At 55.2% G+C, this 15,172-nt stretch carries 13 protein-coding genes; 8 read left to right on the top strand and 5 right to left on the bottom strand.

From position 1 onward, the window contains the following. Nucleotides 1-3: 3 nt before the first annotated feature. Nucleotides 4-3,567, bottom strand: a complete 3,564-nt coding sequence (locus MICA_RS08860; RefSeq protein ID WP_014103406.1) for an FG-GAP-like repeat-containing protein — start codon at nt 3,565-3,567, stop codon at nt 4-6. 261 nt (nt 3,568-3,828) lie between these two features. Continuing rightward, complete coding sequence (locus MICA_RS08855) at nt 3,829-5,070, bottom strand: EAL domain-containing protein (protein ID WP_014103404.1); 1,242 nt, start codon at nt 5,068-5,070, stop codon at nt 3,829-3,831. Nucleotides 5,071-5,264: 194 nt separating this feature from the next. Here MICA_RS08855 and MICA_RS08850 point away from each other — a divergent pair, with 194 nt between their 5' ends. From MICA_RS08850 to MICA_RS08815, 8 genes are all read left to right on the top strand, one after another. After that, nucleotides 5,265-5,657, top strand: a complete 393-nt coding sequence (locus tag MICA_RS08850) for a DUF3307 domain-containing protein (RefSeq protein ID WP_014103403.1) — start codon at nt 5,265-5,267, stop codon at nt 5,655-5,657. 130 nt (nt 5,658-5,787) lie between these two features. Beyond that, nucleotides 5,788-5,913, top strand: a complete 126-nt coding sequence (ykgO, locus tag MICA_RS08845; RefSeq protein ID WP_014103402.1) for a type B 50S ribosomal protein L36 — start codon at nt 5,788-5,790, stop codon at nt 5,911-5,913. Nucleotides 5,914-6,075: 162 nt separating this feature from the next. Further along, nucleotides 6,076-7,116, top strand: a complete 1,041-nt coding sequence (locus MICA_RS08840) for a rod shape-determining protein (RefSeq protein ID WP_014103401.1) — start codon at nt 6,076-6,078, stop codon at nt 7,114-7,116. Between the two features lie 417 nt (nt 7,117-7,533). Then, nucleotides 7,534-8,328, top strand: coding sequence for a rod shape-determining protein MreC (mreC, locus tag MICA_RS08835; protein WP_014103400.1), 795 nt, complete (start codon nt 7,534-7,536; stop codon nt 8,326-8,328). 6 nt (nt 8,329-8,334) lie between these two features. Continuing rightward, on the top strand, nt 8,335-8,859 hold the full coding sequence (gene mreD / locus MICA_RS08830) for a rod shape-determining protein MreD (protein ID WP_236619889.1): 525 nt from the start codon (nt 8,335-8,337) through the stop codon (nt 8,857-8,859). A gap of 26 nt (nt 8,860-8,885) precedes the next feature. Further along, nucleotides 8,886-10,859, top strand: coding sequence for a penicillin-binding protein 2 (gene mrdA, locus MICA_RS08825; protein ID WP_014103397.1), 1,974 nt, complete (start codon nt 8,886-8,888; stop codon nt 10,857-10,859). Further along, a complete protein-coding gene (rodA, locus tag MICA_RS08820; protein WP_014103396.1) occupies nt 10,859-11,992 on the top strand; it encodes a rod shape-determining protein RodA in 1,134 nt (377 codons plus the stop codon). The genes mrdA and rodA overlap by 1 nt, the downstream gene beginning before the upstream one ends. A gap of 32 nt (nt 11,993-12,024) precedes the next feature. Continuing rightward, nucleotides 12,025-13,596, top strand: a complete 1,572-nt coding sequence (locus tag MICA_RS08815; protein ID WP_041793978.1) for a TerC family protein — start codon at nt 12,025-12,027, stop codon at nt 13,594-13,596. A 66-nt stretch (nt 13,597-13,662) separates the two neighbouring features. Here the strand turns inward: MICA_RS08815 and grxD are convergent, their stop codons facing one another. The 3 genes from grxD to MICA_RS08800 form a co-directional block, all read right to left on the bottom strand. After that, nucleotides 13,663-14,001 (bottom strand): Grx4 family monothiol glutaredoxin, encoded by a 339-nt coding sequence (gene grxD, locus MICA_RS08810; protein WP_014103394.1) that lies wholly within the window; start codon nt 13,999-14,001, stop codon nt 13,663-13,665. Between the two features lie 41 nt (nt 14,002-14,042). Beyond that, nucleotides 14,043-14,282, bottom strand: a complete 240-nt coding sequence (locus tag MICA_RS08805) for a BolA family protein (protein ID WP_014103393.1) — start codon at nt 14,280-14,282, stop codon at nt 14,043-14,045. A gap of 94 nt (nt 14,283-14,376) precedes the next feature. After that, nucleotides 14,377-14,865: a hypothetical protein gene (locus tag MICA_RS08800; RefSeq protein ID WP_014103392.1), complete on the bottom strand. Its 489-nt coding sequence runs from the start codon at nt 14,863-14,865 to the stop codon at nt 14,377-14,379. Nucleotides 14,866-15,172 lie beyond the last annotated feature (307 nt).

Below are 15,172 nucleotides of genomic sequence, written 5' to 3'. Positions count from 1 at the left end.
GGATCAGACGGCTACAGCGACGTTTGTGTCGACATACAGCTGGTATCCACCCATTTCGAACACATTGTAATCGGTTCCGCCGACGCTGGATGTCCCCGTTTGCGTGAACCCGGCGGCGGTCAGCGATTCAACTGTTCCACCTTCGTACAATTGCAGCGAACCAGTCAACGTCCCTTCGGTGTTGATATAAAGCTGGTTGTCGGCCGATTGTTGCAACAGTTTGAAAATGTCGGCCATGTCCATTTTTAATGTGCTCGAGGCCTGCATCAGGGTGATCTCCTCGACATTCATCAGGCTGTTGCTGCTGAATGATCCATCGGCACCGCTCAAGTCAATAAGCCCAGAGGTGTTCAGCTTGACCTGGTCATATCCCGCCCCGCCATCAACGTGGCGTGTGTTGGCAGAGAAAAGGGTAATGACATCATTTCCTGCGCCGCCATTGATGGCAATGTTCGAGAATGCACCGCCATCGGACAGGGTATCATTGGCGTATGTCCCTACAACGGCCTGACCCGCAGCCGTTGCTGTGGCACTTGCGCCGGTGACCACGGCTTGCCCGCTGGAGGTCAACCCGCCATCGGATTGCCCGTACATCAGGTACAAGCCACCATCGCCGCCATTGCTGTCGGGCGTGCCGATGGCAAAATCGTCATATCCGTCACCGTTCAAGTCACCAAGAGCGGTGATTTCAACGTCGAACGGGTCGGTTGTGGGGTTGCCCAGTCCCAAAGCCGGATCGGCGAGGTTGATACGGATGTGTTCGTACTGGTGTTTTTCCAGTGTCAGGTTATCCAGATCGATGGAACCGGCCACACCGGCACGGCCGTAAATCACGTAAATATCCATCGTTGAATCGGTGCGCACGGCAACGGCCATATCATCACGGCCATCGCCGTTATAATCGCCAACGCTGCCGCCGCTTTCAATTTTCGAATTGGCGTCACTGGCCGTGATGCGCAAATCCGATACGGTGCTGATCGTGGCGGTGCCGCCAGACAGGAATGTATTTCCCTCGCCAAATATCACGTGAACGGTGTCGGTTCCGCTTTCATAAATGGCAAAGTCGTTTTTATACCCGCCATTCATGTCACCCAGATTGAGCAGGCCCAAGCCGCCGTCGGACCCGGTTTGCAACCCAGTGATTTTGAACGGGTTGGCGGTGTTCAGCGTGTTGCCGCCGTTATAAATCCAGACCTCACCATTTACGGCTCCGGCTGTTTTCGGTACGGTCACGGCGAAATCGTCAAACCCATCCTGGTTCAAATCACCCAGACTGGCCGCTTCACGGCCCAGGTTGCTGTTTGTGGACGGGCCGTTAATGACGTAGTCCGGCGTGGCCGTCAAAATATTGCTGAAGTCACTGCCACCCAGATAAATCCCGGCCTTGCCATAAACGGAGGCGCTGGGCGATGTAATCATCACATCGGCATAACCGTCGCCGTTAATGTCGCCAATGCCAATGGCTTCATGGCCAAAATGGCTGACGCCGGAGGAGCCGTTAATGCCGGATACGGTGCCATCACCGCCAATTAAAACGGCACGGCCTTCACCGCTGGCTGTATTTCGTCCACCGACGATGTAATCCAGACGGCCGTCGCCATCCACATCACCAACGCCGTTGATCGACAGGCCTTCGGTATTGTCAAAGCCCAATGTCGACAAGCTATATTGTGAAATGTTGCCGCTATTATCATCCAGGAACAATGTATTGTCGCTGGCGAAAATATAATTGGCTGTACCATTTCCATCTGTATCGCCCACGGCTGCGACTGCCTGCGCATGGTGCGAACCGGCAGAGATGGACGGGATATAACGCCCATCGGCTGTGGACCCTGCCGACAGAATGTCGTTCAGCGAGATATTCGCTTCATCCATAACCGGGGCGGTGTTGGCGGTTGATGCCGTGCGTCCGCTGGATGGTTCGGTAACGCTGATGCTCAGATTATAAGTCTGGTTGGCCAGAACATGCAGGGCTCCGGCCGCGGTCAGCACGATATTGGCCGAATCCGGTCCCGTGGATACCAGCTGGAACAGCGGATCCCCACCACCGCTTAACGGTGAGTTCAGAACAAAATTCAGCGTTTCGGTATAGGCCACGGTTGTTGACACCGTTCCAACCACAACGCCGGACAGGCTGATATCGCTCAGGTTGCCCAGCATGTTCAGATTCAGGGCCAGAACCGGTGGCGGCGGTGTCGTGACGCCACCTCCACCCGAGCCTGTTCCTGCATCCGTGCCCGTGCTGGGCAAGGCGGAAGGATCGGTTGGTGATGTTGTGTCTGTTGGCCGTGTTGTGGTGAGGGCCGGGGCGGTGTTGGTTGTGGTCGACCCCAGTGCGCTGCCCACCGTGTTAATCGCTGTTCCTACGGTGCTGCCCGTCGACCCGGCGATGTTGGTCAGGGTCGTACCGCTATCAACGGCGCGATCAAAGCCACTATCCAGTCCGCCTGTCATGGTGTCATCACCGACCAGGGCTGTATCCGTTACAGGGGCGAGGTTTAACGCGCCATCCTGTTGCGGGGGCGCGTCCGTCGGGGCGCTGTCCTGTGCTGCGCCGGATTCGTCGCCTTCGGGCACGGTGGTGTCCGATGCATCCGGGGCGGCGGCATCGGCGGGGGCGTCGCCCGCATCGTTTGCAGCCGGGGCGTCGCTTGTGCCAAAGGCGCTGAATAAGGTACCGGATACGGATTTCACTGCGCCGTAATCATCGGTCACGCGGCTGGCATCCAACGTGCCCTGATAGGCTGGTTCGCTATTTTGCCCCGTTAAGGTGACAGTTTCGAATTGTTCGGCCAACGTGCGTTCACCGGCTTCGGTACGGACGACGATGGCCCCTTCGACCACGGTAATCTGGCTTTCACCACTCGGATCAATGTCACCCATAATGGTCGTGCCGCGAATACCGATGGAGCCGACAGGCGTATCAATCGTCACATCATCCGGATCTTCACGCCCGATCAGACCAGACGTAAATACGAACACGCCCTTCAGAACCGAGAAATCTGTTTTGCCCGAGCCACTGGCCGGATCAAAAACATATTCATCAATGGCCAGCTTGGCGTTTTCAGATACGGCAAAGCTGGTTTCATCAATGAAGGTGATATTCACCGCGCCATCGCCCTGGGTTTCAACCACGTCGCCCTGGAATATTTTTGTTCCCAGCGTGATGGTTTCCGTTGTGCCATCGGCCCGGGTGACGGTTGCGCTGCCGTTCAATTCGGTGATTTCGCCAACGGGGCTGACATCATCGACGGATCCCATTTGTGCGTATTGACCGGCGGTTTCGCTGTGAACGAAGGATTTTACCATCGCGGGGCTAAGGATGGCGCCATTCGGGCTGCTGAGGACGGGGGCGGTGTCTGCGGTGAAATAATTTTCGATGGTGATGGTTTGACCATCATCATTGCGCAGGGTCAGATCTTGCCCGTCACGTGTCATCGTGACATCCGTGATGAAACTGGAATCAGGCAAATCTATTTTCGTCTGCCCGCTGGCATCGATTGTTTTCACGGTTCCCTGATCGGAACTAGAAACGCCCTCGACACTGCCATCAACATTCCGTGCCATCTTTAAACCCCTTTGATATTCCCCAAATTCACCCGCGAAATCCCCATTGTGATCCGCGATGCACACGATGCGGACCGGTGCATACACCTGTGCCGCATTCTCTCATTATCCCGGACATTGTTTAATTTCGTGTAATTATTGTCCTGCATTTTATTGAAATCTTTGAAGGACTTGAGCCGGATATAGATAAAATTTTATGCACCAAAAAATCCGCAGAAAACCTGCGGATTTTGCTGGAAATTCATACGGGTAGGGTCGGGGCTAGGCCCGCAATTTGATGGGCTGATAATTGCGCAGGAATTCGATGACGTCTTTTTCCGGCATCGGTTTCGCAAAATAATACCCCTGAACCTTGTCACAGCCCATATCCTGCAGCAGGCGGGCTTCCTCAACGGTTTCAACACCTTCGGCAATAATCGACATTTTCATGTTTTTGCCCAGCCCGACAATGGATTTCACCAGTTCCAGGCTTTTTTCATCGCGCTGCATCGCGCGAACGAAGCTTTGGTCCACCTTCAGTGTATCAATCGGGAAGTAGTAGAGATAGCTGAGCGAGGAATAGCCCGTGCCGAAATCGTCGATGGCGATGCCCATGCCGGCATCTTTACACATCTGCAACATCGCTTTGGCGTTGTCCGGCTGCTGGATCAGCAGACGCTCGGTGATTTCCAAACGGACCTGCGTCGGCAAAACATCGCTTTCGCTGATGATATTGTAGAGGTGGTCAATAAAATTCTCCGACGCGAAATCGGTCGAGGAGAAGTTGACGCTCATATACATTTCACGATCGGCGCCCACGCGGGCTTCGATCCGGCGCAGGGCGCGGCATGATTCACCCAGCGCCCAACGGCTGGCCTGAACAATCAATCCATTCTTTTCCGCAATGGGAATAAATACACCGGGGGAAATAAAACCCTTCTCCGGATGGATCCAGCGCATCAAGGCTTCGAACCCGACAACGTTTCCACGCGTCAAATCAATGATGGGTTGATAGTGCAGGGACAGTTCGCCGTTTTCCAGCGCAGTTTGAAATTCGTTTGCGATCTTGATGGATTCAACCACATCGGCTTTTTCCGCCAGATCCTGTTCCAGCATTTCCGGCGGCGGGAATGAATCGCTATCGTGTAAAATATCCGCGCGCGTCAGCGTGTCGCGATAACGGGTCAGGATCACCTGCATAATCATTTGCATGACGGGGTCGGTGCCCGTCAGGCGGCTGGTGAAATCCTCCATCGTGATTTCCAGCATCTTGCATGGTTTCAACGCGCGCACGGTCGCGGTGCGCGGTGCGCTGTCAACAATGGCCATTTCGCCAATCAACGCGCCGGGGCCACGTGTGCCAACATGTTGCACACGGCCATCGGGTTTTTCGATCAGAATTTCGACGGTGCCTTCTTCGATGATATAGGCGCAATCGCCCGCATCACCCTGGCGCATGATGATTTCGCCGGTGTCGAAGCTGCGTTTGGAATGGCTGGCGCCGTTTGAATCGGATTTTGTCAAAGTCGAAGTCCGCAGTTTTTGAAATGATGGTCGCAACAGAGTGTTCGGGAATTTCCCCCACACCATAATGGGGCAGGTCGGTGAATGGATGGTTAACAAAACGGATGCAATCGTACGAAATCAATCCTTTGCTGGACGGCATCGCAGATTGCTTCCATAATTATCGACGGGGGCGATATGAAGGGGACATATGTATGATATCGTGGATCGTTCTTTTACCGCTGCTCTATCTCACCTTCCGGGCCAAGCAGTTTGCGGGGGATTTCCTGTTGCAAACGGATTGGATGGCGATGAACAAGGGCGCGCCCGGGCTGGCGGGATATACGGCTCTGGCGATCCATGCGGCCATTCATGGGGCGATGACATTTTTGATAATGTTGGTCTTCGCGCCGGGCCTGTGGTGGCTGGGATTGGTGGATTGTGTCGTCCATGGGACCATTGACCGGACCAAGGGAATCATCACCCGCCGCTATGGCTGGGGGCCGAATGATCGGTGGTTCTGGTGGTCCTTTGGCTTGGATCAGGAGGCCCACAACCTGACTCATTTCGCTTATATCATGCTTGTTTTACTGAGCGTGGCGGCCTGATCCTTCCTAGTGCATTGATAAATATACGTTTTCTTTCTCAAAAAAGTGCGGCAGGAACGCTTGACAGGGGGGCGGGCGATGGCTATTGTGCGGCCTCTGTAGGAATTTTGGACATATATGGAATTGTGCCATGAAAGTCGTGAACTCGCTGAAAACGCTGAAATCCCGTGACCGCAACTGCAAAATGGTGCGTCGCCGTGGCCGCGTATACATCATCAACAAGAAAAACCCGCGCATGAAAGTGCGCCAGGGCTAATTGCTCTTGTGACATGGGATCAGAGGCTGGGACACCGTCGGTGCCGCCAGCCTTTTTTCATGTCCACGAAAATGAAGAATAGCAGGTGAAAAGCCATTTTTTCTCTGCTATACAGAATAAAGAAGACCATCCCTCCTTTCTCGATTTTTCGGACCATCATCCATGTTCTCTAAGCTTTTCGGTTTTATGTCGAATGATATGGCCATCGACCTTGGCACGGCCAACACGCTGGTTTATGTGCGCGGGCGGGGCATTGTTCTGAACGAACCCTCTGTTGTGGCCATTTCCATCAATGGCGGGAAGAAAGATATTCTGGCCGTCGGGAACGAGGCCAAGCAAATGCTGGGCCGGACACCGGGCAACATCGTTGCCATTCGCCCGCTGCGTGATGGCGTGATCGCCGACTTCGAAGTGACCGAAGCGATGATCAAGCATTTCATTCGCAAAGTTCACAATCGTCGTTCTTTCGTCTCACCGAAAATGGTGATCTGTGTTCCGTCGGGGTCCACTGCCGTTGAACAGCGCGCGATTATCGAGTCCGCTGAATCCGCTGGTGCAAACCGTGTTGGTTTGATTGAAGAGCCGATGGCCGCCGCAATCGGTGCGGGCCTGCCGGTGACAGAGCCGTCGGGGTCGATGGTTGTTGATATTGGTGGCGGCACGACCGAAGTTGCCGTTATTTCATTGGGTGGTATCGTGTATGCGAAATCCGCGCGCGTTGGCGGTGACAAGATGGACGAAGCCATCATCGCCTACACACGCCGCGTGCACAATTTGTTGATTGGTGAAAGCACGGCCGAGCGTATTAAAAAAGAAATCGGGTCCGCATGTCCGCCCGCCGATGGCGAGGGCCGCCAGATGGAAATCAAGGGCCGCGATTTGATGAACGGCGTACCGAAAGAAATCATGATCAGCGAACGCCAGATCGCCGAAGCGTTGGCCGAACCGGTTGGCGCGATTGTCGAGGCGGTGAAGGTCGCGCTGGAACACACGCCGCCGGAACTGGCCGCCGATATCGTGGACAAGGGCATTGTTCTGACCGGGGGCGGGGCGCTTCTGGGCAACCTCGACCACGTCCTGCGCCATGCCACCGGGTTGGCCGTGACCATTGCCGACGACCCGCTGTCCTGCGTTGCGCTGGGCACTGGCCATGCGCTGGAAGAGGAAAAGGCCCTGAAAAACGTCCTGATTGGTAGCTACTGATGGCGTTTTACGCGTGATTTGAAAGCCCGGCCTTCCGTAAGGATGCCGGGCTTTTTTATGGCCCACAGCCGCCGTTTGTTGAAAGATGGGCTAATCGCGGAAAATATAGACGGGCATTTTACATACATTTGAAATCAATACGCGTCGTATTTGAATCGATGTGCGTGGACGAATGTTGAAATTTCCGGTAGATTAAACATTGGAAGGTCTTGAAACGGCTTTCATATTTGTTTTACCTCTTTCGGTGTAATTTTCTCTTCAGGAATATCATTTCGTCCGTCCGAAAGGGGCGCTTTAAAGGTCAGGGTTTTGAGAATACGCACGCGCAGCAGAGGAATGACCCGGTTACTGTCCCTTCGTTTGTGGGGAACGCGGACTCCATCGCTCGTCTTTCTCGCCACTGGCGTTATCCTGTTTATGGCATCGGCAATGAACCCGGCAACGTTGCAGGGGGTTCGTCTGGCGGCGACCGATGTGGCTGCGCCGTTGATGGCCGCGGTGAACACACCGTTCCGTGTGGCGGCTGATTATGTGACGGCCGTGACGGGGCTGGCCGAATTGCAGGCGGAGAATGAGCGTCTGAAATCTGAAAATGCCCGCTTGCGCGAATGGTACCAAACCGCGCTCAGCCTGAAATCCGAAAATGAATCGCTTCAACAATTGCTGAACCTGAAACTGCCGCCGCCGTATACCTATATTACGGCGCGTGTGATTGCGGACGCGGGCAATACGTTTGCGCGCAGTCTGTTGATCCTTGCTGGGCAGAATGACGGCGTGATCAAGGGGCAGGCCGTGTTGTCGGGTGAAGGTCTGGTCGGCCGCGTGATTGAATCCGGTGGCCGTGCCGCGCGCATTCTGTTGCTGACCGACATGAACTCGCGCGTGCCTGTGGTTATTGAAGGATCTGATATCAAGGCTGTGGTCGCTGGCCAAAACAGTGCGACACCGGCGCTGATCCACTTGCCGCGCGATCATGAATTACAGGCTGGCGCGCGCATTGTTACATCGGGTCATGGCGGCTTGTTTCCGCCGGGTGTTCCGGTTGGTTACGTTGTTCTGGGTGATAATGGCCAGGTCAGTGTCCAGCTTCTGGCGCAGGCCGATAATTTGTCTTTCGTTCGTATCATTGACCGTGTACTGGAACGCACCGTCCTGGACAATCTTGCGGAAACGCCTGCGGTTATCTCACCTGCTGCCGCGCCTGCGCCTTGATCCATCATGCGAAGACGCCGTTCGCGACAAATTTCAATCACCAGCATTGATGCTGCCCTTCGGTTGACGGTCCCGTACATCCTTTTGGCTGTACTGTTCCTGTTGAACGTGACGGCGCTGCCCGTTCCCTATATGGGGGTGGTCAAACCGTTCTTGGTGTTGATGCCGGTTTATTATTGGGCCGTGTATCGGCCAACCTTGATGCCGCCGGCGCTGTGCTTCATCGTGGGCATATTGCTGGATATGATTTCCGGTACGGCGCTGGGCGTAAACGCCATTTCCTTCGTACTGGTACAGATGATCGTGCGGGATCAGCGCCGTTTCCTGATGGCGCAGCCATATATCACCACGTGGGCGGTTTTCTCATTCGTCGTTGGCGGGGTGGCGTTGTTGCAATGGGGCCTGTATGGTCTGGTTGATATGGTCTGGGGGCCGTTGATGCCGGTCATGGTGGCCGCAGCGATGACGGTCTTCCTGTTCCCGGTGATTACGTTGTTCCTGATTTTGACCCACCGCCTGTTGCCCTCATGAAACGCAGACGTGACAAGGACCGGAGTATGTCGTTTACCCGCCGCGCGCTGCTGATCGGTGCGATGCAGGGCGGGTTGATGACGGTTCTGGCCGGACGGCTGGCCTGGTTGCAGGTGGTCGAAGGGCATCGGTATAAAACGCTGGCTGAAAATAACCGGATTAACGTCAAGCTGCTGGCTCCCTCACGCGGTTTGATTCTTGATCGCTACGGTGTCGCGCTGGCGGAGAACAGCCAGAATTTCCGCGCGCTGGTTGTGCCGGAACAAACCACAAATCTGGAACAGGTTCTCAATACCGTGGCCAGATTGATTCCCTTGAAAGAGGGAACGGTGCAGACGGTTTTGAAAACGGCGAAAAAATCCCCGCGGTTTGCGTCACTGGAAATTCGCGACAATTTGTCGTGGGACGAGGTTGCGACGATTGAAGTCAATCTGCCCGATCTGCCCGGTGTGTCGATTGATGTGGGTGAAGTGCGGTATTATCCGTTGGGTGAGGCCGTTGCGCACATGATCGGTTATGTGGGTGCGGTCGACAAGGCGGACCAGACCACTGACGATCCGTTGTTGAAAATGCCGGGATTCAAAATCGGCAAGACCGGGCTGGAGAAAGTTCTGGACAGTGAATTGCGAGGCCGTGCCGGGGCCGCGGAGGTCGAAGTCAACGTGGTCGGGCGCGAGGTGCGCGAGCTGAGCCGCAAACCGGGCGAGCCAGGGCGTAATGTCACCCTGACCATTGATTCGGAATTACAGGATTATGTGCGTGAGCGTCTGTCGGTTCAGCGTTCCGCCTCGGCGGTCATTATGGATGCGAAAACGGGGGCGGTGTATGCCATGGCCTCGGTTCCGTCTTTTGACCCGAATGAATTCAGCCGGGGGCTGACCCCGGAAACGTGGAACCGCCTGTTGGCCGATCCGGGTGTACCGCTGAACAACAAGGCCATCGGCGGGCAGTACCCTCCGGGATCGACCTATAAAATGGTGACGGCCATGGCCGGTCTGGAAAGCGGCGCGATTACGCCGGGGCGCCGTGTATTTTGCCCCGGCCATTTCAATATGGGCGATACGCGGTTCCATTGCTGGAAACAGGGCGGGCACGGCAGTGTTGATCTGGTGACGGCGCTGGCGCAATCCTGTGACACGTATTTTTATCAGGTCGCGCTGGATATCGGCATCGACAAGATTGGCGAAATGGCCAATCGTTTTGGTCTGGGCGTGATGCTGGATACCGGATTGGCCGAAGAACGCAAAGGTCTGATTCCGACACAGGCCTGGAAGCGGTCCCATCTGGGCCAGCCATGGCATCGGGGGGAAACGGTTGTCGCCTCGATCGGACAAGGATATGTACAGGCAACGCCGTTGCAACTGGCCGTGATGACGGCGCGGTTGGTGAATGGTGGCCACGCGGTAATGCCGCAATTAACGGCCATGATCGGCGATGTTCCGGTTGAGAAGAAAGAATGGCCGTCCATGGGATTTAATCCGGCGCACCTGGCGATCGTGCGTGACGGGATGGAACATGTTGTCATGTATCCGCGTGGCACGGCCTATGGTTCCCGCATCACGATCGAGGGCATGGAGATGGCCGGCAAAACCGGAACATCCCAGGTTCGCCGGATTACCAAGGAACAGCGGGCGCTGGGCATCAAGAACGAAGATCTGCCCTGGAACCACCGACACCATGCGTTGTTCGTCGGGTATGCCCCCTATAATGATCCACGTTATGTTGTTTCGGTCGTTGTCGAGCATGGCGGCGGTGGTTCGGCGGTGGCCGCACCGATCGCCAAAGATCTGATTTTGATGGCGCAACAGCGCAATCCGGCGGCGCGGGTTGTATCGCCCGACGGGCATGGGATTGCCCCAGCGCCCATCAAGGTGAACAACACCACGACACTGAACGCAGATCCGGCGGATGCCGATATTGAAATTGAGGACGAGGTTGCGCCGGAATCCGAAGCCGTCACACCCGAAAGCGAACCATCACCAGCGCAGGGGGCGGGATAATGCTCGGCAGTTTCGATCTTCAATCCGGTCCGACCTTGTCGCAAAAGCTGGCCAATATGAATTGGGGGCTGATTGTCCTGATTTCGCTGGTGGCCTTTATCGGAATTGCGGCGCTCTATTCCGCAGGCAACGGCAATATGGACCCGTGGGCGTCGCGCCAAACGGTGCGTTTTATCTTCTGTATGGTGGCCATGATCATTGTGGCGCTGATTGATCAGCGCTTCTGGTACAACATGTCGTATCTGATTTATGCCGCCGGATTTGTCATGCTGATCTTCGTCGAATTTATGGGGCAGATCGGCATGGGTGCCCAACGCTGGATCAATCTGGGCTTTATGCAGATTCAGCCATCGGAATTGATGAAGCTGGCACTGGTCATGGCGCTGGCGCGGTATTTTAATGGGGCGCGGTCCGAAGATTTGCGGCGTTTAACCTTCCTGATCCCGCCCGCCTTGTTGATCCTTGCGCCTGTCGGTTTGGTGTTGTTACAGCCAAACCTGGGTACGGCGGTGATGCTGGTGGTGGACGGGGCCGCGTTGTTCTTCTTAGGCGGCGCGCCGATCTGGCTGTTTATCGTCGGGATTGCGGCGGGGCTGGCGGCCATTCCACTGGTCTGGCATTTCTATATGCACGATTACCAGAAACAACGCGTTCTGACCTTCCTCGATCCAGAGGCCGATCCGCTGGGCTCTGGTTACCACATTATGCAATCGAAAATCGCGCTGGGGTCTGGCGGGATTGAGGGCAAAGGCTTCCTGAACGGCAGCCAGAGCCACCTGAACTTCCTGCCGGAAAAACAAACGGACTTTATTTTCACGCTGTGGGCCGAAGAATGGGGTCTGACCGGTGGCTTGGTGTTGTTGGGCCTGTTGCTGTTGATTTTCATATACTGCGGCTGGATTTCGTTCCGCTGTCGCCATGTGTATGGGCGCTTGCTGGCCTTTGGTCTGATGGTGAACTTCTCCCTTTATGTGTTTATCAATATTGCTATGGTTATGGGGTTAATCCCGGTTGTGGGGATTCCGTTGCCGCTGGTGTCCTATGGTGGGACATCCATGCTGGCGGCCATGATCGGGTTCGGTTTGATCATATCCGCCAATATTCATCGCGATAGCAAATTGCCGCGCAACTGACGTAACGACGAAAGGAGCGGTTTTCAAAAGCCATGGAATGGATGTTGGACCCCACAATGTGGGCGGGTTTCGGGACGCTGGTTCTTCTCGAAATTATTCTGGGTGTTGATAACCTCGTCTTTATCGCAATTCTCGCCGATAAACTGCCCCCGCATCAGCGTGATAAGGCCCGTGTGATCGGCCTGATCCTTGCGCTGTTGATGCGCGTGGTTCTGTTGCTCAGTATTTCGTGGATGGTCACGCTGACCGCGCCATTGTTCGCGGTCATGGGAATGGAATTTTCCGGTCGTGATCTGATCCTTCTGGGGGGCGGTTTGTTCCTGTTGATGAAGGCCACATCGGAAATTCATGGCCGGTTGGAAGGGTTTGGTCACGGGAACAGAAATGTCAGTGTTGTTCCCAGCTTTGGCGTCGTGGTGGCCCAGATCGTTGTTCTGGATGCCGTGTTCTCGCTGGACGCCGTGATTACCGCGGTGGGCATGACCCATGATGTCGGTATGATGATTTGCGCGGTCACGGTGGCGATCGGCATCATGATTGTGGCCAGCAAGCCGCTGACCCGCTTTGTGAATGCCCACCCGACGGTGATCATGCTCTGTTTGGGTTTCCTTCTGCTGGTTGGTTTCTCTCTGGTCGCTGAGGGGATGGGGGCGCATATTCCGAAGGGGTATCTGTATGCGGCCATCGGTTTCTCGCTTCTGATCGAAGCGTTCAACCAGACGGCGTTGGCCAAACATCGCCGTCGTCTGGCCGATACAACAGATTATCGCCAGAAAACAACGGATGCGGTTTTGCGCCTGTTGACGGGCAAGGGAACCACGGGCCATGACGATGACGGGGTCAGTGAAATGGACATGATCTCGTTGATGAAAAACAATCCAAACACGGATATTTTCAAACCCGAAGAAGAAAAAATGATCCGCAGTATTCTGGCCTTGACCAACCGGGATGCGCGATCGGTTATGACACCCCGCCCGGATCTGCACTGGATTGATCTGGATGATGAACCGGACGCCATTCTGGCGGAAATTGAATCCAGCCCGTACTCGCGCATTATCGCGACACGGGGTGATATTGATAACGTTGTGGGCATTATCGACAAGGATGATCTGCTCTCGGCCTATATCCGTGATGGTGTTCCGCATATTGACCGCACGCTTCACGCCCCCCTGACCGTGCATGAAACGACGGATATTCTGCGCTTGCTGGAATTGTTTAAGGAACATCCGAAGGACATCGTTCTGGTGGTCGATGAATATGGCGCGACGCAAGGCGTGGTCACACACATGGATATTCTCGAAGCGATTGCCGGTGAAATTCCGGGGCTGGAAGATGTCGCCTCGGCTCCGTCTTATACCGAAACGGCCAAGGGATATACGATTGATGGTCTGACCCCGGTCGAAGATGTGCAGGAATTGTTGAATCTGCCGGATTTGCCCGATGGTGATTATGCCACGGTGGCCGGATTGATCCTGTCCCAGGCCAGCCACGTGCCGGATATCGGCCATACCATGACGATTGGGGATTGGACCCTGACCGTGGTTGAAATGGATGCTCGCCGGATCAAGACCGTTGAGGCCGTACAAACCGGGCCATCGCATTAAAAATCCGAGTAATAAAAAGACCGGAGCGATCCGGTCTTTTTATTGGAAAAATTGTGCGGTCGAAGCTTATGCCGCGTCGCTGAAGGCCACGCCCTTGTCGCGCAGCAGATCTTGCAATTCACCGCTGGCGAACATTTCGCGCATGATGTCGCAGCCGCCGATAAACTCGCCCTTGACGTACAATTGCGGAATGGTGGGCCACTGGGCGAAATCCTTGATCCCCTGACGGATGCCGCTATCTTCCAGCACGTTGATATCCTTGAAGGCGATATTCAGTTGGGTCAGAATTTGCGCAGCCGCAGCGGAAAAGCCACATTGCGGGAACACGGCGGTGCCCTTCATAAACAAAACAACATCGTTGGCGGTGATTTCGCTGCGGATGCGGTCGAAAATAATATTATCCATTCCTCGTCACTCTCTTTCTTTACGCAGTGTTTCTGATTCCATTATTCTTCTGGCGGTACTGCGGTTTGGATGGCCAGTGCGTGCAGCTCGGCCCCCATTTTTCCCTGAAGCGCGGCATAGACCATCTGGTGCTGCTGCACGCGGCTTTTCCCGCGGAAGGATTCCGACACGATATACGCCGCATAATGGTCCCCATCACCGCGCAGATCGGAAATTTGAACCTGTGCATCGGGGATGCCCTGGCGGATCAAGTCTTCAATGGCGGCGGCGGTCATGCCCATGGCGTTACTTCCGTATCCTTCTGATGGGTTTAGCATACTCACGCGCTCAAAAATGCGCAAGTTTTCGCGGACTTTTCAGCGGCTTTTCCGGGAGTTAAATAGAGACTTTGGAATAGCTTTCCAGTTCTATCGCCTGTTTATCCATGATTTTTGGGACCACTTTGAACCCGTACAGGGCCGCCGTGGCGACCATAAACACCATGGCCAGGATGATCAGCCGGTATCCCCGGTCTTTCATGGCCATCAAAAAATCGTCGGAGAGGGCGGCCTGGGCCCGGTGACGGCGGGCATACACCACGCTGGGCAAGAGGGTCATAATCAAAGCCACCGGGATGTTGACCACGAACAGCACACATAAACACGCCATCCACCACACCAGAACGGCGGTGCGTGCGCGCCCGGTGAACAGGCGGTCCGCCTCCCGCGCCATAAAGAAAACGATGCCGATGACCGCCCCGATCAGGCCGATATTGTTCAGCGGGTAATCCGTCGCCGCCGCCCCGGCCAGCATCAACCCTGCAACGGAGAGCGGAATATCCAGCTTGATGCCGCGTTTCAGCGTGGGGAGGGAGAATGTCGCCATCTTTGTGCGCCTATCCTTGTGCCTGTTTTTAAAGGGTCTTTAAGCCATAGCAAGGGAATCGGGCCAGCGGAAGCGGCTTGCGAAGGTCTCTGTCTGGCTGGCTTATTCTTTCATCCTACCATCCCGGTTCGCAAAACGCGAAAAACGGGGGTGGGGCAGGGGTGGTTTGGGTGGTGAAAAAGGGCGAAAAAATGGCATGATGCGCCGCAAAAGACCGAATTTTCGGAAAAAATGCTGATATTCGCAACTTTATTACGTGATTTTGTAGCGAAAGGATGGATTATTGCTTGCATCCCCAGTCCCGCTT

This window comes from Micavibrio aeruginosavorus ARL-13 (assembly GCF_000226315.1).
GTDB classification, from domain to species: Bacteria; Pseudomonadota; Alphaproteobacteria; order Micavibrionales; family Micavibrionaceae; genus Micavibrio; species Micavibrio aeruginosavorus_B.
Note: the sequence above shows the minus strand (reverse complement) of the source record. Positions and strands in the feature narration are given on the sequence as shown.

Bases quoted from the DNA above. Each gene is read 5' to 3' on its own strand.
- rodA (WP_014103396.1), top strand. From the start codon at position 10,859: ATGCTCGGCAGTTTCGATCTTCAATCCGGTCCGACCTTGTCGCAAAAG.
- MICA_RS08800 (WP_014103392.1), bottom strand. From the start codon at position 14,865: ATGGCGACATTCTCCCTCCCCACGCTGAAACGCGGCATCAAGCTGGAT.
- mreD (WP_236619889.1), top strand. From the start codon at position 8,335: ATGCGAAGACGCCGTTCGCGACAAATTTCAATCACCAGCATTGATGCT.
- mrdA (WP_014103397.1), top strand. From the start codon at position 8,886: ATGTCGTTTACCCGCCGCGCGCTGCTGATCGGTGCGATGCAGGGCGGG.
- MICA_RS08805 (WP_014103393.1), bottom strand. From the start codon at position 14,282: ATGGGCATGACCGCCGCCGCCATTGAAGACTTGATCCGCCAGGGCATC.
- MICA_RS08815 (WP_041793978.1), top strand. From the start codon at position 12,025: ATGGAATGGATGTTGGACCCCACAATGTGGGCGGGTTTCGGGACGCTG.
- MICA_RS08850 (WP_014103403.1), top strand. From the start codon at position 5,265: ATGATATCGTGGATCGTTCTTTTACCGCTGCTCTATCTCACCTTCCGG.
- mreC (WP_014103400.1), top strand. From the start codon at position 7,534: ATGGCATCGGCAATGAACCCGGCAACGTTGCAGGGGGTTCGTCTGGCG.
- MICA_RS08840 (WP_014103401.1), top strand. From the start codon at position 6,076: ATGTTCTCTAAGCTTTTCGGTTTTATGTCGAATGATATGGCCATCGAC.
- ykgO (WP_014103402.1), top strand. From the start codon at position 5,788: ATGAAAGTCGTGAACTCGCTGAAAACGCTGAAATCCCGTGACCGCAAC.
- grxD (WP_014103394.1), bottom strand. From the start codon at position 14,001: ATGGATAATATTATTTTCGACCGCATCCGCAGCGAAATCACCGCCAAC.
- MICA_RS08860 (WP_014103406.1), bottom strand. From the start codon at position 3,567: ATGGCACGGAATGTTGATGGCAGTGTCGAGGGCGTTTCTAGTTCCGAT.